This window comes from Arthrobacter zhaoxinii (genome assembly GCF_024385505.1).
GTDB classification, from domain to species: domain Bacteria; phylum Actinomycetota; class Actinomycetes; order Actinomycetales; family Micrococcaceae; genus Arthrobacter_B; species Arthrobacter_B zhaoxinii.
The window spans coordinates 658924-679439 of record NZ_JANFLT010000001.1; the positions used below are offsets into that span (position 1 = coordinate 658924).

The following is a 20516-nucleotide window of genomic DNA, read 5'->3' on the forward strand; positions in this document are numbered from 1 at the left end:
GGTGCCGTCCCCTTGCCGGGGACGGCACCTGCTTTCTGTTGCTGGAACCTTAGGCGACGGTGACGTCCAGGTTCACGTCAATGTTGCCGCGGGTGGCGTTGGAGTAGGGGCAGACCTGGTGGGCGGACCGGGTCAGCTTGTCCGCAGTGGCTTCATCGACACCGGACATCTCCACGTGCAGTTCAACGCCCAGCTTGAAGCCGTCGCCGTCCTTGAAGATGCTGACGTCGGCAGTTACGGCGGCGTCGGCGATCGGCGCCTTTTCAGCACGGGCAATCATCTTCAGTGCCGAGAGGAAGCAGGCCGCGTAGCCGGCAGCAAACAGCTGCTCGGGGTTGGTGCCTTCGCCGGAGCCGCCCATTTCGGTGGGAGTGGACAGGTTCACCTCGAGCTTGCCGTCGCTGGTGCGGGCTTCGCCGTTGCGTCCGTCGCCGGTGGCGGTGGCAGCTGCTGTGTACAAGGCACTCATGGGAACTCCTTTTTGTGGGGAAAGTCAGTAGGCTTCAAGGTAGACTAACTAGTACGTCTACTGCAAATACACCACCTAGGAAGCGAGGGAACTACGATGGCAGCGAAATTGTCCGGCGTACGCGAACGGATCCTGGCGCAGGCCTCGAACCTGTTTTACCGGGAGGGCATCCGGGCCGTGAGCGCTGACAAGATCATTGCCGCTGCCGACACCACGAAAGTGACTTTTTACCGCTACTTCCGCTCCAAGGATGACCTGGTGGTGGCCTACCTGCAGGAGCAGTCCGCCGCAATGCGGACACGGGCGGCGGAGCTGGATCCGGACCCGTGCACCGGGCTGCTCCAGTTTGCCGAAGCCATGGGTTCCCAGGCATGCGCGGCCGGATTCCGCGGCTGCCCCTTCATCAACGCGGCGGCGGAGTACACGGATCCCAACCATCCCGTCCGCGCCGTGGTGTCCGAGCACCGCGCCTGGCTGCATTCCCTGGTCGCCGAACGGCTGCAGCAGCTCGGCGCAACGGACGCAGGCCGGCTCGCGGACCAGCTGCTGATGCTGCGGGACGGTGCCATGGTGCACGGCTATGTCGGGGACGGCACCGCCGTCGGGCCGGCCCTTGCCGCCGCCGGCAAGGCGTTGATCCTCCCCCACCTGGCTACGCCGGAGCCCTAGCCTGCCCGGTTTCCGGGCGGATGTGACCTTGGACTCATACGTTTGGTGAAAGCTCCGGCGGATAGGACAATTCCTTCTCGTGTCTACTTCACCCGCAGCGGCCGCACCAGCCGCATCCCCCACTCCGCAGTCTTCCAAGATGGCCCGCAAGGTCGCGGGCGCCTCCTTCATCGGCACTGCCCTGGAGTCCTACGACTTCTACGTTTTCGGCACCGCTGCTGCCCTGATCCTGAACCGGATCTTCTTTCCCGACGTGGACGCAGCCACCGGCATCCTGCTGTCCTTCCTCACCCTGGGCATGGGCTTCATTGCCCGGCCGCTGGGCGCCATCCTCTTCGGCCACATCGGTGACCGGGTAGGACGCAAAACTTCACTCATCGGAACCATCGTCCTGATGGGCACGGCCACCGGCGCCGTGGGTCTGCTGCCGGATTACAACACCATCGGGATCTGGGCGCCGCTGCTGCTGGTGGTTCTCCGCCTCCTCCAGGGCCTGGCCGTCGGCGGCGAATGGGGCGGCTCCATCCTCATCGCCACCGAACACGCCGCTCCCCGCAAACGGGCACTGTACGCCGCCATCCCGCAGATCGGTTCCCCGGTGGGCACCATCATGGTCACCGGCATCTTCCTGCTGCTGGCCACCGTCTCCGACGACGCCATGGAGGCGGGCGTCTGGCGCATCCCGTTCCTGCTCGCCTTCCCCTTCATGGGCATTGCCCTCTACCTGCGCCTGGCCATCGATGAAACCCCCGTTTTCAAGGACGTGGCGAAGGCGCACCAGGTCACCCGGATTCCGCTGGCAGAGGTGCTGCGCCACCAGTGGCTGGCCGTCCTGGTGGCAGCGGCGGCAGCGCTGCTGGGCATCGGTTCGTATTTCCTGATGACCACGTACACCCAGGCCTACGGTGTCTCGGAGCTGGGACTGTCCGAGTCCACGGTGCTGAACGCCGCGCTGGTTGGTTCAGTGCTGCAGCTGGCAACCATCCCCGCGTTCGGGTTCCTGGCCACCCGGATCGGCTCGGCGCGCATGGTGCTGGCCGGCGCCGTCGCCACGCTGATTATCTCCTTCCCGCTGTACTTCATCATCAGCAACGCCACCGCACCGGTGTACATCCTGACCATCCTGATCGGCGGCATCGCGCCGACGGCGGCGTGGGCGGCATTGGGCGGCCTGATGGCCGATCTCTTCCCGGCCCGCACTGGATTCACGGCCATGTCCCTGGCGTACAGCTTCGCCGGCATCCTTTCCGGGTTCACCCCCTCCATCACGCAGGGATTCTCCAGCGCCACCGGCGGCGCATGGTGGCACCCCGGCGTCGTGCTGGCCCTGATGTCCCTGATCACCATTGCCGGTGCACTGGCCGCCCGCCGGATGTCCGCGCGCAACACGGGGCCGGAACTGCCGGCCCGGGCCTGAGCTCCGGCATAGTTAAGCCATGACTACAGCCAGCACCCGCAGCCTTCTGGTCCTCAACGGCCCCAACCTCAACCTGCTGGGAACCCGCGAACCGGCGATTTATGGAAGTTCCACCCTGGCCGATGTGGAGGCTGTGGCTATGGCCGCGGCCTCCGCCCGCGGCTGGACCGTGGACTGCGTGCAGTCCAACCACGAAGGCGACCTGATCGATGCCATCCACGCGGCGCGCGGCACCGCGGACGGCATCGTCATCAACCCCGGCGCCTACAGCCACACTTCGGTGGCCATCCCGGACGCGCTGTCCGGCGTGGAACTTCCGGTGGTCGAGGTGCATCTGAGCAACATCCACCGGCGGGAGGAGTTCCGCCACCACTCCTTCGTCTCCTCGGTGGCGCAGGCGGTGATCTGCGGGGCCGGAATCAGCGGCTACCGGATGGCCGTGGACTACCTGATTGAGTCTGCTGAACCGTCCGGGAGCTAGCCATGGCGTCCACGGCCCGGCGCTATGAACGGTTCGCGGGGGTCGAGGCCCGCGGATCGTCCGATGTGTATGAGCAGTGGAGCCGTGGCATCAGCACGGACGCCGCGGTGCTGGAACTGATCGACGGGCTGCCGGAGAACAAGCGCCCGCCCAACCTGGTGCTGGCGGCGGCACGCAGCCGCGGCGCGGACGCCGGGCCCTATCCGCAGTTCCGGTCCTTTCTACAGGAGCATTGGGAAGACATCCGCCCGGTCATCCTGCATCGCAGCACGCAGACCAACGAGCCCCGCCGCTGCGCCGTGCTCCTGCCGCTGCTGGCGGAAATCGCCCGGACGGAGGAGCGCCCGCTGGCCCTGATCGAAGTCGGAGCCTCAGCCGGGCTGTGTCTATACCCTGACCGCTACGGCTACCGGTACGACGACGGCGGCGTCCTCAACGATCCAGGCCGCCCGGATCTGGTTTTGGAGTGCACAACCACCGGCAATCCGCCGCTGCCGCGGTCCTGTCCGGAGATCATCCACCGGGCCGGGGTGGACCTCTCTCCGCTGAACCCGGCCGACCCCGAGGACCTGGCCTGGCTTGATGCCCTGATCTGGCCCGGCATGGAGGACCGCCGGGCCCTGCTGCAGGCAGCGGCAGGTGCCGCCGCGAACTCCCCCGCCCGGATCATCACAGGCGACCTCAATGCGGAGATCGCCGGGCTGATCGAGACAGCCCCGGCCGAGGCAGCCGTCGTTGTGTTCCACACCGCCGTCCTGGCCTACCTTCCGGCAGCGGACCGGGGAATCTTCCGGGACACCATGCTCAGCCGCCTGGACGTCCCCGGACGGCCGGTGCACTGGATCTCCAACGAGGGCGGCTCGGTAGTTCCAGGGCTGGCGGCGCCGGCAGGCGATGCGGATCCGGGATTGTTCGTCCTGCACCACAACGGCACGGCCGTGGCCCGGACCGGCCCGCACGGGCAGTCCCTGCACTGGCTCTAGCGGGTTACTACTGCGTCTTACTTACTGGTGCACTGCCCGGCTGAGACCGGGTCGGTGTAGCCGGAGGCGGCGTTCACCACGGGCCCCACCTCGGCCAGTGAGAGGGCGTAGCCGATGGGCTGGTCGCTGGTGGTCTTGGCGAAAATGACACCGGCCAGACGTCCGTCCATATCCAGCAGCGGGCCGCCGGAGTTACCCTGCTGCACATTCGCGGCCAGGGTATAGACCTCCAGCACCTCGGGCGAGGCTCCGTAAATGTCCCGGACGGCCACGTTGGAAAGGCCTTCGACATTGGCGGCCTGCAGCCGGAACGGACCGCCGGCCGGATACCCTGCGAAGGCTGCGGTGGTTCCGGCTGCCAGCGGCTCCCCCAGTGGAAGGGGATCGGCGTCGAGCCCTTCAACGGCGAGGACGGCGAGATCCCGTGATGAATCGAAGTGGACCACCCGGCCGGGCAGCACACTGCCGTCCGGCACCTCCACCACGGGTTCATTCACGCCGGCCACCACGTGGGCATTGGTGACCACGCGGTCATCCGCCACGACAACGCCCGAGCCCGTCTGGTTCTGTCCGCACTGGTAAGCCGTGCCCGTGATCTTGAGTACCGACGCCGATGCGGTCCGCAGCGCCTCGGAGTCCACCTCCGCGCTGGGCGGGACGGCGGTCTGCGGCGCGGCGCTGTCCAGGATGGTCGGCAGGCCCTCCGAAACGGTAAAGGAACGGATCTGCGCGCTCCAGGTCTTCACCTGCTCGGGTGTGGCTTCATCAATGCTGGTGAGCACCTTGGAGGCGGCGATCTGCTGGGACAGGAACGGTACTCCCAGCGTCGTCACACTGAAGGCCAGCATGGCCATCACCAGGGCCGCCACCACAAGGTTGGCAGCACCGCCGAGCAGGCGGTCCAGGAACCGCAGCGGCGGGAAGTTCAGCCACCGGCGGATCATTCCGCCCAGCGCCGCGCCGGCGGCGTGGCCCACCAGCACGAGGATGACCGCCGTGGCGATCACCACCGTCAGGCGCCACCCGTTGTCCGGCACCCAGCCGGCAACCAGCGGAATCGCGAAAAAGGCGGCCACCGCGCCGGCAACGAAACCGACGATCCCGCCGAGGGTGACCACCAGCCCGTTGCGCAGGCCGGCAACCAGGTAGAAGAGCAGGACAAGGAGCAGGATGATGTCCAGAAGTGTCAGTCCGAGCACAAAGAGCTCCAAGCATGTAAATCGGGGCGGCATGGCGGTGGAAGGCCGCTGCAGTTGCGAGTTTATCCGGACAACCTGCACAAGCCGTTACCAGGATTGGCTCTCCGGCTGTGGTCCTGCCCTCTTTTTCGAACCGATCGGTGAACAAACGTGCTTCAGGTATCACTAGGGGGTGACGTACGGCAAGATAATAGGTAGAGACCACTATTTACAGGAGATTTCATGGATATCGAGGTACTGCGCCGCGCGCCGTTGTTCGCCTCTCTGGGAGACGACGTTTTCGCCGCCCTGACCGAAGAGCTCACTGAGGTCGACCTCTCACGCGGTGCCTCCGTCTTCCGCGAGGGCGATCAGGGCGACCAGCTCTATTTCATTGTCTCCGGCAAGATCAAGCTGGGCCGCTCCGCCCCGGACGGCCGCGAAAACCTGCTGGCGATCCTCGGTCCGGGTGAACTGTTCGGCGAGATGGCCCTTTTTGATCCGTCTCCCCGCAACGCCACGGCCACCGCCGTTTCGGAAACCCGCCTTGCCGGCCTGCGGCACGAGAACCTGCGCGCTCTGATTGAAACCCGTCCCGAGGTTTCCGTCCAGCTGCTGCAGGCCCTGGCCCGCCGGCTTCGCCGCACGAACGAGTCCCTGGCGGACCTCGTGTTCTCCGACGTTCCAGGCCGCGTTGCCAAGGCACTGCTGGACCTGGCCGACCGTTTCGGCCGTCCGGCGACCGACGGCATCCTGGTCGCACATGAGCTGACGCAGGAGGAACTGGCCCAGCTGGTTGGTGCCTCCCGCGAGACGGTGAACAAGGCCCTGGCTGAATTCGTCCAGCGCGGCTGGCTGCGCCTGGAAGCCCGTGCCGTTGTGATTCTCGACGTCCAGCGGCTGCGCCAGCGTTCCCGCTAACGCACGAAATACCTAGAAAGGCGGCGCCGGCCCTGCAGGACCGGCTCCGCCTTTCTTTGTATGTTTCTGTATGCTTCCGTGCACAAACGTGCAGAAGGGCCGGAATCGGCACGCACTAGCGTCCGTGCTGCGACGACCCTTCGGCGCCGCTGCCCGTACGTACTGCGACGCAGGGCTCGCCGTCGATTTCCACCAATTCGGGCCGGTACACAGCAGCCGGCCGGCGGCTGGAGAGATAGGCGATGCAGCCGCGGGCCGAAGCCAGCTTTTCCAGTGTCAGTTCGACGGCGGGAACCGCCAGCTCGCCCAGGGTCAGTCCGGAGGTGTCCGGCTGGCCGATTTCGTCGCCCAGCGTCGTGCTCTCCCGTGCGGCGATGACTTCCGCGGCCGGTTTCCACTCCGCCCAGACTCCCTTGCCCGCCAGCAGCGTGGCGTCCTGACCCAACGGCTGCACCGCTGCGAAGTAATGGGTATCGAAGCGCCGCAGCGCAAAATCCGCACTGTGCCAGTTGAACAGCGGGCGCAGCAGATCCGTCCTCAGACCGAGGCCGCGCCGTCCGAGCAGCTCCAGGAAGGAAGCTTCCTGTGTTGCCACCGCGGTCCGTGCAGCCATCCATTCCGGGCCCCGGTTGCCTTCGAGCAGCGTTGATTCATCGGGTCCCGCGAGCAGGATGCCGGTTTCCTCGAACAGCTCGCGGATTGCCGCGACGACGTGCCGGCGGGCCAGGCGGGCATCACCGGTGCCCAGGGACTTCGCCCAGGCGGCCGGAGCCGGCCCGTACCAGGTGACCGCGGCGTCGTCGTTCTCCTCGATGCTGCCGCCCGGGAAAGCCACCTTGCCCAGGGGCGATTCGCCCCGCCGGTAGGAAAGGTAGGTTTCCGTGCCGCGCGGGGAATCCCGCAGCAGGACAACGGAGGACGCCAGCCGCGGTTTGCGGGGCGTCCGCTCGGCACGTTCGAACCAGCTTTGGGCCGCCACCCGCTGGGAGGGGGCGACCGGAAACAGCCGGACTGTCGAGTTAGGCAAATTCAACGATCATTTCTATTTCAACGGGCGCGTCCAACGGCAGGACGGCAACGCCGACGGCGGAGCGTGCGTGGCTTCCCGCGTTGCCGAAGATCTTGCCCAGGAGTTCCGAAGCCCCGTTAATGACGCCGGGCTGGCCGGTAAAGGCGGGGTCGGAGGCGACGTAGCCCACCACCTTCACCACCTTGCTGATGCGGTCAAGGTCACCGATCTGGGCTTTCACGGCGGCCAGTGCATTAATGGCACAGATTGCTGCGTAGGACGCCGCTTCTTCTGCACCCACCTCTGCACCCACCTTGCCCGTGCCCGGAAGGACCCCGTCCACGAACGGCAGCTGGCCGGACGTGTGAACGAGGTTTCCGGTGATGACCGCCGGAACATAGACAGCCACCGGAGATGCGACCGCGGGAAGGCTTAGCCCCAGTTCCCGTAGCCGGATCTCAACGGCCGATACTGCACCGACGGTCCCGGTCATGAGCTTTTTTCGCGTTTCATGTAGGCGACGGAACCGGTTCCGTTCGGGGCTGCGGCGATCTGCACCAGTTCCCATCCTTCGGCCCCGTGCATATTGAGGACTTGCCCGGGTGTGTGCAGTGGAAGAGGCGTTATGAAGTATTCCCATTTGGTCATAAGGGAAAGCCTAACGTGCTTGTAGACTGTCTCGCATGGCAGCACGCAACTCACCGTTCTTTGACACGGCGACCACTCTCGGAAAGCTCGTCGCGTTCTTCGGCATCAGTGCTCTTTGCGGGGTTCTTGCGGCGGGACTTCTGGTCCCGGTGGCCGCAGCGGCCGGCACCGCTGCCTCCGGATCCATCCAGTTCTTCGACCAGCTTCCATCGGAACTGGAGCGCGGGGCGTTGGCTACGCCCTCAAAAATCCTGGCCAACGACGGTTCACTGATTGCCACGGTGTATGACGAGAACCGCCAGCCGGTGACTCTCGACCAGGTCTCCCCCCATATGGTGGACGCCATCCTTGCCATCGAGGACGACCGTTACTACGAGCACGGCGGCGTGGACCTGCAGGGCATCGTCAGTGCCTTGGTCTCCAACGCGACCAGCGACAACACACGCGGCGCCTCCACCATCACGCAGCAGTACGTGAACAACGTCATCATTGACACCAACCGGCAGAACGACGAGGAAGTCGTTTTCAGCGGTGACAAGGATTACGGTGACAAGCTGCGGGAAATGAAGCTTGCCATTGCCGTCGAAAAGGAGCTGAGCAAGGACGAAATCCTTGAGGGCTATTTCAATATCGTCCCCTTTAGCGGCACCACCTACGGCGTGCAGGCTGCCGCACGCTATTTCTACAACGTTGATGCCAAGGACCTGAACATCGCCCAGTCCGCACTGCTGGCGGGCGTTGTTAACGGCACCACCTACTTCAGCCCGGAGTTGAACCCGGAACGCTCACTGGAGCGCCGGAACCTGGTCCTTCAGCGGATGCTCGAGACCGGACGCATCACCCAGGAAGAGCACGACGCCGCGGTGGTCACCGGGATCGAGCTGCAGGTCACGCCGGTGTCCAGCAACTGCGTCGGTGCCGCGCAGGCACCCTATTTCTGTGATTACGTCACCCGCCTGGTGCTCAATGACGAGAGCTTCGGCGCCACCGAGGAAGACCGGGACAAGCTGCTCAGGCGCGGCGGCCTGACCATCAAGACCACGCTGAACCCTACGTTCCAGCAGGCCGCCCAGACTGCGGTCAACGAGACCGCAAATCCGGACACCACGGATGCCGAGATCGGCCACGCGATGGTCAGCCTGGAACCCGGGACCGGCAAGATCCTGACCATGGCCCAGAACACCCGGTACACACCGGAGCTGGCGGATGGCAACTCGGTCCAGAACTTCAACGTGGATTCGTTCCAGAACGGCGATCCGAACAAACCCCTGAACGGGCTGGGCGGTTTCCAGCCGGGGTCCACCTACAAGCCGTTCACGGTCGCGGCCTGGCTGGATGCGGGCAAGACCTTGAACACCACCTTGAACGGTGCCAAACGGACCTACCCGGTAGGCACCCGTTGGAACGCAAGCTGCTTTGGCGGCGCTTATGTAAGCACCACTGAGTGGACCCCGATCAACTACGGCGACACGAACTACAGGAACACCACCGTTCTGGACGGCCTGGCCAACTCCCTGAACACCATCACGCTGGCCGAAGCCCGGGAGCTGGACCTGTGCAAGTTCCAGCAAATGGCCTTCGCGGCCGGTGTACACAACGGCAAGGGCAGTACCGGCGAAGAGGAGATGCTCGAGGTTAATCCGCCGTCGACCTTCGGCGGCGGCGGTGACGCTTCGCCGATGTCCATGGCCACCGGCTTCGCCACCTTCGCGGCCGACGGCCTCAAGTGCGATCCCATTGCCCTTGAATCCGTCACCGGTGCAGACGGCACCGAGTACGCGGTGCCAGCCCAGTCCTGCGAGCAGGTTATGCGTAAGGAAGTTGCCCAGGGCGTGAATATGGCCACCCAGCGGGTGATGACCAACGGCTCGGGCATCAACCTGCAGGTCGGGGTTCCGACCGCCGGTAAGACCGGTACCAATGACACCCGGTCGCAGACCTGGTTTATGGGTTACAGCACCGGAATGGTCACGGCCTCCTGGATCGGCAACTGGAAAGCCAACAACACCACCATGTCGGACAAGCTGATCGGCGGACGGATCTACCCGGAGATCGACGGCTCGCTGATTGCCGGCCCGTCCTGGAAGAACTTCATCCAGCGCATTGCGGGCCAGTACGAGGCTGCTCCGTTCCCCAACCCGCCGGCCAGCATGGTCGGCGGCAGCACACCTCCCCCGCGCGCCAGCACGCCCGTCCCCCCGCCGGCTTCCCCGCCGGCCGCTCCGGCCGCGGAACAGAAGCCCCCGGCCGGCGACAACGGCGGTGAAGGCGGCGGCGGCGGCGGCGAAGGTGAAGGCGGCGGCGAAGGCGGCGGCGAAGGCGGCGGCGAAGGCGGCGGCGAAGGCGGCGGCGGCGAAGGCGGCGGCGGCGAAGGCGGCGGCGAAGGCGGAAACGACTAATGGTTGATTCCCCCCTTGCATCCGCAGGGCGCAAGGCAGCATGGCTGGCCGGCGGCATAGCCGGAACCGGTGCTGCAGCGCTGGCGTACGGCTGCCTGATTGAACGGAACCTGTTCGGCGTCCGGGAAGAGACCGTCCGGGTTCTTCCCGCCGGAAGCGCTCCCCTGCGGGTCCTGCACCTGTCTGACATTCACTTTGTCCCCGGCCAGGACCGGAAGGTCCGCTGGCTCCAGGATCTGGCGGAGCTGGAACCGGACCTCGTGGTGAATACTGGTGACAACCTCAGCCACCCGCAGGCCGTGCCTGCCGTACTTGAGGCCCTGAAGCCGGTGATGCGCTTCCCCGGCGTCTTCGTTCCGGGCTCCAATGATTACTACGCGCCGGTGCTGAAGAATCCATTCACGTATTTCACCGGCCCGTCCAAGCACCGGAGCGAACCGGAAAAGCTGCCCTCGGGTGAACTCTTCGGAGCCTTCGCGGACGCCGGCTGGCAGGATCTGACCAACACCGCCAGCGTGATGGACCTTTCCGGTCTGCGGCTGAACTTCTCCGGCGTGGATGATCCGCATCTGGGGCTGGACCGGTATCAGGGCTTTGCCGATCCCTCATCGGAACCGGACACCGCCGGGGCGGACGGCTCCGCACCCGAAGTCAGGATCGGCGTGGCCCATGCTCCCTACCAGCGCGTGCTCAACCAGTTCACCGGGGGCGGTGCGGAGATCATTCTCGCCGGGCACACCCACGGTGGCCAGGTCTGCGTGCCGGGCTACGGCGCCCTCGTCAGCAACTGCGACCTGCCCACCTGGCAGGCCCGGGGGCTGACCTCCTGGGCCCATGCGGGGCGGCGGGTGCCGCTGAACGTTTCCGCCGGCATCGGCACGTCGCGCTACGCTCCGGTGCGTTTCGCGTGCCGTCCCGAGGCGGTCCTGCTGACGCTGACGGCACGCGACTCCTGACGGAAACCCGAAATACCGGGCGCTGAAATACGCGGCGGAGGGCGCCGGCGACACGTTCCGGGAGGCCCGTTTCGCGGAATCGGGATTTGTCTAGTATCCTTGTAAAGTTGCTTCGCGAGGTCATCAAACACTTCGACAAAGCAGTGGTTACGGGGTGTGGCGCAGCTTGGTAGCGCGCGTCGTTCGGGACGACGAGGTCGCAGGTTCAAATCCTGTCACCCCGACCAGCAAGGACCCGGTCAGAGAAATCTGACCGGGTCCTTTTGCGTTAAGTAACGGAAGCTGCGCCGGGCGGGGGCTAGACGAACTGCTCCCCTGTGAGCCGCTCATAGGCCTCCACATACCGCTCCCGAGTCCGTTCGACGACGTCGGCGGGCAGCGCGGGCGGCACTGCCCCCGAGTGCCGGTCCCAGCCCGAGGCAGGCGACGTAAGCCAGTCCCGGACGTACTGTTTGTCGAAGGACGGCTGCGCCTTGCCGGGCGCATACAGGGCAGTGTCCCAGAAACGGGACGAATCCGGCGTCAGCACCTCGTCCCCCAGCGTGACCGCGCCGGTGGCAGGGTCTTTGCCGAACTCCACCTTGGTGTCGGCAAGGATGATGCCGCGGTCCCGTGCAACTGCCTCGGCCCGGGTATAAATCTGCAGAGTCAGCGAACGCAGCTGTTCAGCCGTTTCTGCTCCGACCGTCTTCTCGGTTGCTTCGTAGGTGATGTTCTCGTCATGTTTCCCCTGCTCCGCCTTGGCCGAGGGGGTGAAAACGGCCGGTTCAAGCCGCGAGCCGTCCACCAGCCCGTCTGGCAGCGGCAGCCCGCAGACCGTACGGGACACCGCGTACTCGGCCAGGCCGGAACCGGTGAGGTAGCCGCGGGCAATGCACTCAATCGGAAACATTTCCAGCTTCCGGCAGATCATTGCCCGGCCCGCCACCGCTTCCGGAACGCCCTCCGCCGCCGAGATCACATGGTTGGGGATCTCCGGCAGCTGGTCGAACCACCAGAGGCTGAGCTGGGTGAGGATCCGGCCCTTGTCCGGGATGGTGCTGGCTAGAACATGGTCATACGCGCTGATCCGGTCGCTGGCCACCACGAGCACGCGGTCGGCGTCGTTCCCGCCCTCCGGCACGTACAGGTCCCGGACTTTGCCCGAATACACGTGCTGCCAGCCGGGCAGCTCCGGAGCGGAGACCGTACCGTCCGTCCGGCTCATGCGGGTTTCCCTTCGCGGACTGCGGCGGTCTCCGGCACCGGGTTGCCCGCCTGTCCCGCGCTGCCGTCCGGAACCCGCACTTCACCGCGGGCGGCCTTCAGCGCAATATCCGTGCGGTGCTGCGATCCCTCCAACCGGATCAGATCGACGCCGGCGTAGGCACGGTCCCTCGCTTCGGCCAGGTCGGAACCGAGAGCGACGACGGAGAGCACCCGCCCGCCGGCGCTGCGCACCTTGTCCTTCCTGAGCCTGGTCCCGGCGTGCAGCACGTGCACACCCTCCAGCCGTCCGGCTTTCTTCAGCCCCCGCACCCGGTCACCCGTCCGCGGGGTGCCCGGATAGTTTTCTGCGGCCACCACCACGGCGACGGCGGGCCGCGGGTCCCATTTGAGCTGTTCCATGGCATCCAGCCCGCCCTTGGCCGCCGCCATCAGCAGGCCGCCGAGCGGAGTTTTCAGCCGGGCCAGCACCGCCTGCGTTTCCGGATCACCGAAGCGGGCATTGAACTCGATGACCCGCACCCCGCGCGCGGTCAAAGCGAGCCCGCAGTAGAGCACCCCCACGAAGGGAGTCCCGCGGGAGGCCATTTCATCGATGGTCGGCTGCGCGACCCGGCTCACCACGTCCTCCACCAGACCGGCGGGCGCCCAGTCCACTGGCGAGTAGGCTCCCATGCCGCCCGTGTTGGGGCCGGCGTCGTCGTTGAAAATCCGTTTGAAGTCCTGGGCCGGAGCCAACGGCACCACGTGCCGTCCGTCGGAAAGGACGAAGAGCGAGACTTCCGGCCCGTCCAGGAATTCCTCGATCACCACGCTGCCGCCTGCCTCAATGCAGGCCCGCGCGTGTTCCAGCGCTTCCTCCCGGTCCGAGGTGACCACCACGCCCTTGCCCGCGGCCAGCCCGTCGTCCTTGACCACGTACGGCGTGCCGAAGGTGTCCAGCGCGTCGGAGGCTTCCTCGACGGTGCCGGCCAGGCGGGCCATCGCCGTAGGGACGTTGGCAGCCGCCATGACCTGCTTGGCAAAGGCTTTGGAAGCTTCGAGCTGGGCGGCGGCCTTCGACGGTCCGAAGACGGCGAACCCGGCCTCCCGCAGCGTGTCCGCCACACCTGCTGCCAGCGGTGCCTCCGGGCCGATGACCACCAGGTCGGATCCGAGGGAGCGGGCCAGATCCGTGACTGCGGAGGGATCGGTGGCATCCACCGGGTGCACCGGGACCATCCGGGCAATACCTGCGTTTCCGGGGGCCGCGTGGACCTCGCGGACGTAGGGGTCGGCCAGAAGCGCTTGGACAAGGGCATGTTCGCGGCCGCCGGGGCCTACTACTAGAACCTTCACAGTAGATCAGGGTACTTGCTGGGATGGACCTCCTGAAAGCACTCGCCCAACATGACACCGGCGGCCCGTGCCGGGGCCCGGTGCAGGTGTTCCGCCCGGCCTACCCTATTTACACTCGTCCGCCGCCGGTATCCCGATGTCCCATTGCAGGTAGCCGGAGCGTGCCGTGATAGTGGAACTGCGGGCGCTGCAGCGGGCAGCGCAGGCTGCGGAGCAGCGGGGGGCAGCGAGATCGACGGCGGTGCCGGGGCCGTCATCGCCGGTTCGCCCCCCGCTCCCCCTTAGACTGAAGAACATGAACGCAACTTTTACCGCGTCCGACGCTGTTGAACTGGCCGTGCTCGAGCGCAACGGTTTTATTGAATCCCGCCACATCGGCTCCGCCGTCGTGATGGCCGGCGACGGTACCGTGGTCACGGAACTCGGTGACATCACCACACCCGTTTTCCCGCGCTCAACCCTCAAACCCTTCCAGGCCATTGCAGCCATGCAGTCCGGGGTGCCGCTTCGCGGGCCGCAGGTGGCACTTGCCGCCGCGAGCCACGTCGGCTCCCGTGAACACACCGATGTCGTCCGCGGCATGCTTGCCGCCGCCGGCGTCACCGAGGGCCACCTGCAGTGCCCCGAAGACTGGCCGCAGGACACCGAGGCACGCAACGAACTGATCCGCGAGGGCAAGGGCCCGCAGCGGATTGCGTTCAATTGCTCCGGCAAGCACGCAGCCTTCCTCTGGGCCTGCACCGAGAACAACTGGGACCACGCCACCTACCTGGATCCCCAGCATCCGCTGCAGCGCCGCATCGCCGAGGTCATCGAAGAGTTCACCGGTGAGACCGTGCAGCACTGGGCAGTGGACGGCTGCGGCGCGCCGCTGGCCGCGGTCTCGCTGACCGGCCTGGCCCGGGGCATCGGCCGCCTGGCCAAGGCGCCGTCCGGCAAGCACGGCAATGCCCGCGCGGCAACCGTCGCCACTGCCATGCTGGATTACCCGTGGGCCGTCCACGGCCACGGCCGTGAGAACTCGATCGTTATGGAAGATCTCGGAATCATCGCCAAGAACGGCGCCGAAGGCGTCCTGGTGCTGGGCACCGACACGGGCGTGTCGGTGGCCCTGAAGATGCTCGACGGAAACACCCGTGCCGCTTCCCTGGTGGGACTGACCCTGCTGGCAGCCAGCGGCGCCGTCGATCCGCTGGCGGTGGAAAAGGTACTGGACAAGATCATGCAGCCGGTGCTCGGCGGCGGCCAGCCGGTGGGAAGCCTGCGGCTGGGCGCGCCGGTCACGGCGCTGCTGGGCTAGGACCATGGCACGGCGCCGGATCACGGGCGAGGACGGCCGGGCAGCCCTGCAGGCAGCAGCAGCCGGAGCAGCGGACCGCGGCACCACCGCCATGGCGGTGCGCTACGCGTTGGAGGAACTTGCCGAACGCGCCCCCGGCAACAGCGTGGAGGTCCGGGTGCCGCCGTTCGGGGTCACCCAGTGCGTGGCCGGGCCGCGGCACACGCGCGGCACTCCCCCGAACGTCATCGAGACCGACGGCGCCACCTGGCTGGCGCTGGTCACGGGCCGGCAGTCCTGGGCAGACGCCGTCGCCGCCGGGAAGGTGGCAGCCTCGGGCCTGCGCGCCGACCTGTCGGACGTACTGCCGCTCTTCCATACCCGTTCCCAGGGAGCTGGTCCGGGTTCTTAGCCTGTCCTCCGGTTCTCCGACCGCGCCGCAGGAGACCGCCCGACCGGTAGAATCGAAGCATGGTTTCCGAGCAGCACAGCCCTGAACGCCGCGAGATTACGGTCCGCCGCGCCCCCCGCTTCGTCCCCTTCCTGGCACTGGGCGTGGTCGCCGGGTTCATTGCTGCCCTCTTTGTCGCCTACGGCGGCGCCGAGAACCCCAGCTTCACCCGCGAGGCCACCCTTGGTTTCTTCACCATGATGTTCGCGCTGCCGGGTCTGCTGCTGGGAGCCCTGACTGCCCTCGCCCTGGATTGGATCAGCGTCCGCAAGGCCCGCCGGTCCATGGTGGAAAGCGTTGACCCCGCAGAACCGGAGAGCCGGGAACAGCCTTACTCGTAACGGTTGCGCACGGAGCCCTTTCCGGCGCAGGCACGTGAGAGAATGCACACATGGCACGCGGAGACGGACAGCTTTCCCATGATCTGATGCCCGGAGAGAAAGGACCGCAGGACGCCTGCGGTGTCTTCGGAGTCTGGGCCCCCGGCGAAGAGGTAGCGAAGCTTACCTATTACGGGCTTTACGCTTTACAGCACCGCGGACAGGAATCCGCCGGCATCGCCGCCAGCGACGGCCGGCGCATCAGTGTGTACAAGGACATGGGGCTGGTGTCCCAGGTTTTCGATGAGACCACGCTCAACACCCTTTTGGGGCACATCGCCGTCGGGCACTGCCGGTATTCGACCACGGGTGCGTCGCACTGGGCCAATGCCCAGCCCACCCTCGGGGCCACCGCCAGCGGTACCGTGGCCCTGGCCCACAACGGCAACCTGACCAATTCCGCCGAACTGTATGAACTGATCCTGGAGCGTGAGGGCCGTCCCCGCACCGGCGAAATTGCCCAGGGCAACACCTCCGATACCGCGCTGGTGACGGCGCTGCTCAACGGCAGCGACGGACGGTCGCTGGAGGACACGGCCATGGAATTGCTGCCCAAGCTGCGCGGCGCGTTTTCCTTTGTGTTTATGGACGAGGGAACCCTCTACGCCGCGCGGGACACCTACGGCGTCCGCCCACTGGTGCTCGGACGTCTGGAACGGGGCTGGGTGGTTGCCTCCGAAGGGTCCGCCCTCGCGACGGTCGGCGCCAGTTTCATCCGTGAGATCAAGCCGGGCGAATTCATCGCCATCGACGAATCAGGGGTCCGCAGCCGCACCTTCGGCGAGCCTACGCCGGCGGGCTGCGTGTTCGAGTACGTGTACCTCGCCCGCCCCGATGCAACCATCGCCGGCCGGTCCGTGTACGAATCCCGCGTCGAGATGGGCCGCCAGCTGGCCCGGGAACACGCAGTGGACGCGGACATTGTCATTCCAGTCCCGGAATCCGGCACCCCGGCTGCGGTGGGTTATGCCGAGGAATCCGGGATTCCCTTCGCCCACGGGTTCGTCAAGAACTCCTACGTGGGGCGGACTTTCATCCAGCCCAGCCAGACCCTCCGCCAGCTCGGCATCAAACTGAAGCTGAACGCCCTTGAATCCGTGATCCGCGGCAAGCGGGTGGTGGTGGTGGATGACTCGATTGTGCGTGGCAATACACAGCGGGCCATCGTTCGGATGCTGCACGAGGCCGGCGCCGTCGAGGTGCACGTCAAGATCTCCTCGCCCCCGGTCAAATGGCCGTGCTTCTACGGCATCGACTTTGCCTCACGTGCAGAGCTGATCGCCAACGGCGCCGCGGTGGAGGAAATCCGGGCATCCATCGGCGCGGACAGCCTGGCGTACATTTCCGAAGACGGAATGATCGACGCCACCCGGCAGCCCCGGGAGCGGCTGTGCACCGCATGCTTCACCGGTGTCTATCCGATCGAGCTGCCGACCGCGGACCGGCTGGGGAAGAACCTGCTGGAGCCTGCCAATCCCGCGGAGGACGCCGGAGCCACCGGCTGCGATCCGGGCCCGGACAGTGAATACGAGAACCTGCTCAACGCCGCCGAAAAGAAAGAGGCCATATGAACGCCGCCCCCGCCACCTCCATTACCTACGCCTCGGCCGGTGTGGATGTCGAAGCCGGCGACAAAGCCGTTGAGTTGATGAAGGCAGCGGTGAAGGCCACCCATAATTCATCGGTGCTGGGCGGCGTGGGCGGTTTTGCCGGGCTTTACGACGCATCCCGGCTGCTCGCGTACCGCAAACCGCTGCTGGCGACCTCCACGGACGGCGTCGGCACCAAGGTAGCCATCGCACAGGCCATGGACATCCACGACACCATCGGATTCGACCTGGTGGGCATGGTGGTCGATGACATTGTGGTGGTCGGCGCCGAGCCACTGTTCATGACCGACTACATTGCCTGCGGCAAGGTGGTGCCGGAACGCATCGCCGACATCGTGCGCGGCATCGCGGCGGCCTGCGAGGTAGCCGGCACGGCACTGGTGGGCGGGGAAACGGCGGAACATCCCGGCCTGCTTGGTGAGCACGAGTACGACGTCGCAGGTGCCGCCACCGGCGTGGTGGAGGCGGACCGACTCCTCGGCCCGGACCGCGTCCGCAGCGGCGACGTTGTGATCGGCATGGCGTCCTCCGGTATCCATTCCAACGGCTACTCCCTGGTCCGCCGCGTGATCAACCATGCCGGCTGGCAGCTCGAGCGCCAGGTGTCCGAGCTGGGGCGCACGCTGGGTGAGGAGTTGCTCGAACCCACCCGCGTGTACGCCGCGGACTGCCTGGACCTTGCCCGCCACGATGCGGCCGGGGTGCACGGCTTCAGCCATGTGACCGGCGGCGGTCTGGCTGCGAACCTGGCACGGGTGCTGCCCAAGGGGCTGCAGGCCACCGTGGACCGCTCCACCTGGGAGCTCCCTCCCGTGTTCAAGCTGATCGCCGAACTGGGCAATGTGCCGCAGCCGAATCTGGAACGCACCCTGAACCTCGGTGTCGGGATGGTGGCGATTGTCGATGCCGGGAGCGCCGACGCCGCCCTGGAACGCCTCGCTGCCCGCGGCGTCCCTGCCTGGGTCATGGGCGGCGTCGGCGAGGCCGAAACGCCTGCCGGCAGCGACTCCGATTTTGTGCAGGGCGCCAAGGGCGTTGACGGCGGCGCAGTACGGCTGGTCGGGGCTTACGCATAATCCCGCTGCCCTTCCACAGTAAAGGCCCCGGACCGTGTACCCGGTCCGGGGCCTTTGGCGTGGAAGAAACCTGTCTTAACGCCGTTCAGCGGATCCACCCTAAGGTGATCCGCTGAAAGGATGGCAATTGGCCAACGTCTTTGAGGAACGTACCGCTACCCTGCGCGGCGGTTGCCCTCATCATCGTCATCGTCGCCAAATTGATCCGCGTACTTATCTTCGTACGCCGAGTAGTCGGGCTCAGCCGGCTCCTCGGGATATCGACTGGATGGACGACTCGTCGGTCCTGAAAGCTCACGCTGGAGCGCCGAGTAGTCCGTGGCCGGGGTGAAGTACTTCATTTCCCGGGCCTGCTTGGTTGCCTTTGCCTTTTGACGGCCGCGCCCCATGGCGTGACCCCCTTTTTGCGTCGATCCGGTGGTTAGTCGTTCGGGCAGATGAACGAGGCCCCCGGAATATTTGGTCAATTTGTCGTAAGTACAGGTTACATGTTTTCCCGCTGCCTTGTGCCCCTTCCGCCGCAGCAGGGCCGGCGGCAGGCACAGATGTGCACCGCCTCCGGCATGGCGTTCACCACTCCCGCACCTCGATATTGGCTAAAGTCAGGGGTAGAGACAGTCTTGGAGTGCTTCACGGCACCGCCTACAGGGAGGACAAACGTTCACCATGAGCGATCAGAAAAATACACCGGGAGCGGCTTCTCCGCCACCGGAGAAGGAAGGTACGCCGGGTGCCTTCCCCGATCTGAGCGCCCATTCGGACTCTCCCGCATGGCTCACCGCGGACGGAAGCCACGATACGGGCGTCTGGGAACGCAGCTTCGACGGCATTGCGGGCGGCGCCGCCGCCCCCTCGGCCGGCGACGCGGACTCCGCTGTGGACACAGACCCCGGAGCCGTACCGGGCGGGGACCCGGCCGCAGCCTCCGATCTGCCGGCCGAGCCGGCGGTGGTCGCCCCCGAGGACCTCAAACTGGAGGAGCCGTCCCTGGCTGAGCCGGCACTGAGCGACGAAGCCGTGGAAGCGGCAGCACTCGACCAGATCGCCTCGGAAACCGCTGCGGCGGAGGCCGACGCAGCCGAAGCCGGACGCCTTTCCGGACTCGAGCCCGCGCCTGCCGGTGCCGAAATCCGGGTGACTCAGGACGGCGGGCAGCCGCACGCCCCGGAAGCCCTGGCAGAGCCCCGGGAGCCCGCGGACGCCGGCCCGGACACGGGCCCGACCCCGGCACCGGCCCCCGATGCGGAGAAGGAACCGCCTACTCAGGACGCAGAACCGCACCCCCTGCACGGCATCGACGCCGCAGCCCCCATGACGGATGCCCCTGCCGCACCCCCTGCCGACACCGACGTTCCCCGGGAGCCGGAGGCCGCCACGGCCGCCGTGCCCACCGGCGAAACGCGCCGGTCCCGCCGGCTGGCGGAAAGCCGGCGTACAGCCGGAGCATCGGCAGCCTCCCGGCCCGGCATAGGCACGGACAACGCCGCCCCCGGCGCTACAGCAGCAGCCCCCGCAGCCGGCGGCCGCAAAAGCGGGCGCAACACCCGGCTCCTGCTGGTGCTCGGCGGCGTTGTACTGGCCGCCGTCATTGCCATCCTGCTCTTCGTGTTTGTCTTCAACGGCAAGGAAGAGGGCGTCATTTCGGAGGACGTCAGCCCGTTGGAGCTGGAATCCGGAGCGTGCCTGCAGGACTGGGATGACGTGAACTCCAGCGCTACGGTCGTTACCTGCGACACACCGCACAATGCACAGCTGGTCGCCACCGAAAGCCTGCCCGAGGACGCGGACTTCCCCGGCACCGAGGCCCTGGAGGAGCAGGTCAATGAGGTCTGCGCCGCGGTGGACTACACCGACGCCGCCGCCGACCTCCCGGACCTGACACTCACCAAGTCCATTCCGACGGAACAGACGTGGGCCAGCGGGGACCGCCGGGTCGACTGCTTTGTCTTTGCCCCCGAGGACCAGGAGCTCACTGAGTCGCTGGTACAGGAGTAAGCGCAGTCGACCACACAAAGGCGCGCGGCGGACATCATCCGCCGCGCGCCT

General features: G+C 66.6%; 21 protein-coding genes and 1 tRNA gene. 14 read left to right on the forward strand and 8 right to left on the reverse strand.

Going from position 1 to position 20516, the window contains the following annotated elements; genetic code table 11:
* Window positions 1-49 precede the first annotated feature (49 nt).
* Window positions 50-469: an organic hydroperoxide resistance protein gene (locus tag NNX37_RS03085; RefSeq protein ID WP_255790798.1), complete on the reverse strand. Its 420-nt coding sequence runs from the start codon at window positions 467-469 to the stop codon at window positions 50-52.
* A gap of 96 nt (window positions 470-565) precedes the next feature.
* Here NNX37_RS03085 and NNX37_RS03090 point away from each other — a divergent pair, with 96 nt between their 5' ends.
* The 4 genes from NNX37_RS03090 to NNX37_RS03105 all read left to right on the forward strand — a co-directional run bounded on the left by NNX37_RS03090 (window position 566) and on the right by NNX37_RS03105 (window position 4019).
* Window positions 566-1138: a TetR/AcrR family transcriptional regulator gene (locus NNX37_RS03090; RefSeq protein ID WP_255790799.1), complete on the forward strand. Its 573-nt coding sequence runs from the start codon at window positions 566-568 to the stop codon at window positions 1136-1138.
* A 79-nt stretch (window positions 1139-1217) separates the two neighbouring features.
* Entirely contained in the window at window positions 1218-2555 is a 1338-nt protein-coding gene (locus tag NNX37_RS03095; RefSeq protein ID WP_255790800.1) for an MFS transporter, read from the forward strand.
* Between the two features lie 19 nt (window positions 2556-2574).
* Window positions 2575-3036, forward strand: coding sequence for a type II 3-dehydroquinate dehydratase (aroQ, locus tag NNX37_RS03100; RefSeq protein ID WP_255790801.1), 462 nt, complete (start codon window positions 2575-2577; stop codon window positions 3034-3036).
* A gap of 2 nt (window positions 3037-3038) precedes the next feature.
* Window positions 3039-4019 (forward strand): DUF2332 domain-containing protein, encoded by a 981-nt coding sequence (locus tag NNX37_RS03105; RefSeq protein WP_255790802.1) that lies wholly within the window; start codon window positions 3039-3041, stop codon window positions 4017-4019.
* A gap of 17 nt (window positions 4020-4036) precedes the next feature.
* Here NNX37_RS03105 and NNX37_RS03110 read toward each other — a convergent pair whose 3' ends face one another.
* Window positions 4037-5218 (reverse strand): MarP family serine protease, encoded by a 1182-nt coding sequence (locus NNX37_RS03110; RefSeq protein ID WP_255790803.1) that lies wholly within the window; start codon window positions 5216-5218, stop codon window positions 4037-4039.
* A gap of 222 nt (window positions 5219-5440) precedes the next feature.
* Between NNX37_RS03110 and NNX37_RS03115 the strand changes: the two genes are divergently transcribed.
* Window positions 5441-6118 carry a Crp/Fnr family transcriptional regulator gene (locus NNX37_RS03115; RefSeq protein ID WP_146360700.1) on the forward strand — a complete coding sequence of 226 codons (678 nt, stop codon included), beginning with the start codon at window positions 5441-5443 and terminating at the stop codon, window positions 6116-6118.
* A gap of 115 nt (window positions 6119-6233) precedes the next feature.
* Here the strand turns inward: NNX37_RS03115 and NNX37_RS03120 are convergent, their stop codons facing one another.
* The 3 genes from NNX37_RS03120 to NNX37_RS03130 are packed head-to-tail and all read right to left on the reverse strand — an operon-like array spanning window position 6234 to window position 7829.
* Window positions 6234-7145 carry an NUDIX hydrolase gene (locus tag NNX37_RS03120; protein WP_255790804.1) on the reverse strand — a complete coding sequence of 304 codons (912 nt, stop codon included), beginning with the start codon at window positions 7143-7145 and terminating at the stop codon, window positions 6234-6236.
* The gene (locus tag NNX37_RS03125; protein WP_255790805.1) at window positions 7138-7620 is read right to left on the reverse strand and encodes a RidA family protein; all 483 of its coding nucleotides are present in this window, start codon (window positions 7618-7620) and stop codon (window positions 7138-7140) included. Before NNX37_RS03125 ends, NNX37_RS03120 begins: the two co-directional genes overlap by 8 nt.
* A complete protein-coding gene (locus NNX37_RS03130; protein ID WP_407079910.1) occupies window positions 7617-7829 on the reverse strand; it encodes a DUF4177 domain-containing protein in 213 nt (70 codons plus the stop codon). The genes NNX37_RS03125 and NNX37_RS03130 overlap by 4 nt, the downstream gene beginning before the upstream one ends.
* On the opposite strand from NNX37_RS03130, the gene NNX37_RS03135 reads away from it, so the two are divergent.
* The 3 genes from NNX37_RS03135 (at window position 7811) to NNX37_RS03145 (ending at window position 11357) form a co-directional block, all read left to right on the forward strand.
* Window positions 7811-10174 (forward strand): transglycosylase domain-containing protein, encoded by a 2364-nt coding sequence (locus NNX37_RS03135; RefSeq protein WP_255790807.1) that lies wholly within the window; start codon window positions 7811-7813, stop codon window positions 10172-10174. The genes NNX37_RS03130 and NNX37_RS03135 overlap by 19 nt on opposite strands.
* On the forward strand, window positions 10174-11130 hold the full coding sequence (locus NNX37_RS03140; protein WP_255790808.1) for a metallophosphoesterase: 957 nt from the start codon (window positions 10174-10176) through the stop codon (window positions 11128-11130). Before NNX37_RS03135 ends, NNX37_RS03140 begins: the two co-directional genes overlap by 1 nt.
* 150 nt (window positions 11131-11280) lie before the next feature.
* Window positions 11281-11357: transfer RNA gene (locus NNX37_RS03145), tRNA-Pro, on the forward strand.
* A 71-nt stretch (window positions 11358-11428) separates the two neighbouring features.
* Here NNX37_RS03145 and NNX37_RS03150 read toward each other — a convergent pair.
* Together NNX37_RS03150 and purD are read right to left on the reverse strand one after the other, a co-directional pair.
* Window positions 11429-12337 carry a phosphoribosylaminoimidazolesuccinocarboxamide synthase gene (locus tag NNX37_RS03150; protein ID WP_255790809.1) on the reverse strand — a complete coding sequence of 303 codons (909 nt, stop codon included), beginning with the start codon at window positions 12335-12337 and terminating at the stop codon, window positions 11429-11431.
* On the reverse strand, window positions 12334-13674 hold the full coding sequence (gene purD / locus NNX37_RS03155) for a phosphoribosylamine--glycine ligase (RefSeq protein ID WP_255790810.1): 1341 nt from the start codon (window positions 13672-13674) through the stop codon (window positions 12334-12336). The genes NNX37_RS03150 and purD overlap by 4 nt, the downstream gene beginning before the upstream one ends.
* 295 nt (window positions 13675-13969) lie before the next feature.
* Here purD and NNX37_RS03160 point away from each other — a divergent pair, with 295 nt between their 5' ends.
* Genes NNX37_RS03160 through purM form a run of 5 tightly spaced genes read left to right on the forward strand, consistent with a single transcriptional unit; the run spans window position 13970 to window position 18470 of the window.
* Complete coding sequence (locus NNX37_RS03160) at window positions 13970-14974, forward strand: asparaginase (protein ID WP_255790812.1); 1005 nt, start codon at window positions 13970-13972, stop codon at window positions 14972-14974.
* 4 nt (window positions 14975-14978) lie between these two features.
* On the forward strand, window positions 14979-15365 hold the full coding sequence (locus NNX37_RS03165; RefSeq protein WP_255790813.1) for a sterol carrier family protein: 387 nt from the start codon (window positions 14979-14981) through the stop codon (window positions 15363-15365).
* A 59-nt stretch (window positions 15366-15424) separates the two neighbouring features.
* Complete coding sequence (locus NNX37_RS03170; protein ID WP_255790814.1) at window positions 15425-15745, forward strand: hypothetical protein; 321 nt, start codon at window positions 15425-15427, stop codon at window positions 15743-15745.
* A 50-nt stretch (window positions 15746-15795) separates the two neighbouring features.
* Window positions 15796-17355 (forward strand): amidophosphoribosyltransferase, encoded by a 1560-nt coding sequence (gene purF, locus NNX37_RS03175; protein ID WP_255790815.1) that lies wholly within the window; start codon window positions 15796-15798, stop codon window positions 17353-17355.
* On the forward strand, window positions 17352-18470 hold the full coding sequence (gene purM / locus NNX37_RS03180) for a phosphoribosylformylglycinamidine cyclo-ligase (protein ID WP_255790816.1): 1119 nt from the start codon (window positions 17352-17354) through the stop codon (window positions 18468-18470). The genes purF and purM overlap by 4 nt, the downstream gene beginning before the upstream one ends.
* 155 nt (window positions 18471-18625) lie before the next feature.
* Here the strand turns inward: purM and NNX37_RS03185 are convergent, their stop codons facing one another.
* Entirely contained in the window at window positions 18626-18859 is a 234-nt protein-coding gene (locus NNX37_RS03185) for a DUF3073 domain-containing protein (RefSeq protein WP_227912583.1), read from the reverse strand.
* A 277-nt stretch (window positions 18860-19136) separates the two neighbouring features.
* Here NNX37_RS03185 and NNX37_RS03190 point away from each other — a divergent pair, with 277 nt between their 5' ends.
* Entirely contained in the window at window positions 19137-20465 is a 1329-nt protein-coding gene (locus tag NNX37_RS03190) for a septum formation family protein (protein WP_255790817.1), read from the forward strand.
* Window positions 20466-20516 lie beyond the last annotated feature (51 nt).

Excerpts from the sequence above, each read along its gene's own strand:
- NNX37_RS03085 (WP_255790798.1), bottom strand. The coding sequence starts at position 469 with ATGAGTGCCTTGTACACAGCAGCTGCCACCGCCACCGGCGACGGACGC.
- NNX37_RS03090 (WP_255790799.1), top strand. The coding sequence starts at position 566 with ATGGCAGCGAAATTGTCCGGCGTACGCGAACGGATCCTGGCGCAGGCC.
- aroQ (WP_255790801.1), top strand. The coding sequence starts at position 2,575 with ATGACTACAGCCAGCACCCGCAGCCTTCTGGTCCTCAACGGCCCCAAC.
- NNX37_RS03105 (WP_255790802.1), top strand. The coding sequence starts at position 3,039 with ATGGCGTCCACGGCCCGGCGCTATGAACGGTTCGCGGGGGTCGAGGCC.
- NNX37_RS03115 (WP_146360700.1), top strand. The coding sequence starts at position 5,441 with ATGGATATCGAGGTACTGCGCCGCGCGCCGTTGTTCGCCTCTCTGGGA.
- NNX37_RS03125 (WP_255790805.1), bottom strand. The coding sequence starts at position 7,620 with ATGACCGGGACCGTCGGTGCAGTATCGGCCGTTGAGATCCGGCTACGG.
- NNX37_RS03135 (WP_255790807.1), top strand. The coding sequence starts at position 7,811 with ATGGCAGCACGCAACTCACCGTTCTTTGACACGGCGACCACTCTCGGA.
- NNX37_RS03140 (WP_255790808.1), top strand. The coding sequence starts at position 10,174 with ATGGTTGATTCCCCCCTTGCATCCGCAGGGCGCAAGGCAGCATGGCTG.
- NNX37_RS03150 (WP_255790809.1), bottom strand. The coding sequence starts at position 12,337 with ATGAGCCGGACGGACGGTACGGTCTCCGCTCCGGAGCTGCCCGGCTGG.
- NNX37_RS03160 (WP_255790812.1), top strand. The coding sequence starts at position 13,970 with ATGAACGCAACTTTTACCGCGTCCGACGCTGTTGAACTGGCCGTGCTC.
- NNX37_RS03165 (WP_255790813.1), top strand. The coding sequence starts at position 14,979 with ATGGCACGGCGCCGGATCACGGGCGAGGACGGCCGGGCAGCCCTGCAG.
- NNX37_RS03170 (WP_255790814.1), top strand. The coding sequence starts at position 15,425 with ATGGTTTCCGAGCAGCACAGCCCTGAACGCCGCGAGATTACGGTCCGC.
- purF (WP_255790815.1), top strand. The coding sequence starts at position 15,796 with ATGGCACGCGGAGACGGACAGCTTTCCCATGATCTGATGCCCGGAGAG.
- purM (WP_255790816.1), top strand. The coding sequence starts at position 17,352 with ATGAACGCCGCCCCCGCCACCTCCATTACCTACGCCTCGGCCGGTGTG.
- NNX37_RS03185 (WP_227912583.1), bottom strand. The coding sequence starts at position 18,859 with ATGGGGCGCGGCCGTCAAAAGGCAAAGGCAACCAAGCAGGCCCGGGAA.
- NNX37_RS03190 (WP_255790817.1), top strand. The coding sequence starts at position 19,137 with ATGAGCGATCAGAAAAATACACCGGGAGCGGCTTCTCCGCCACCGGAG.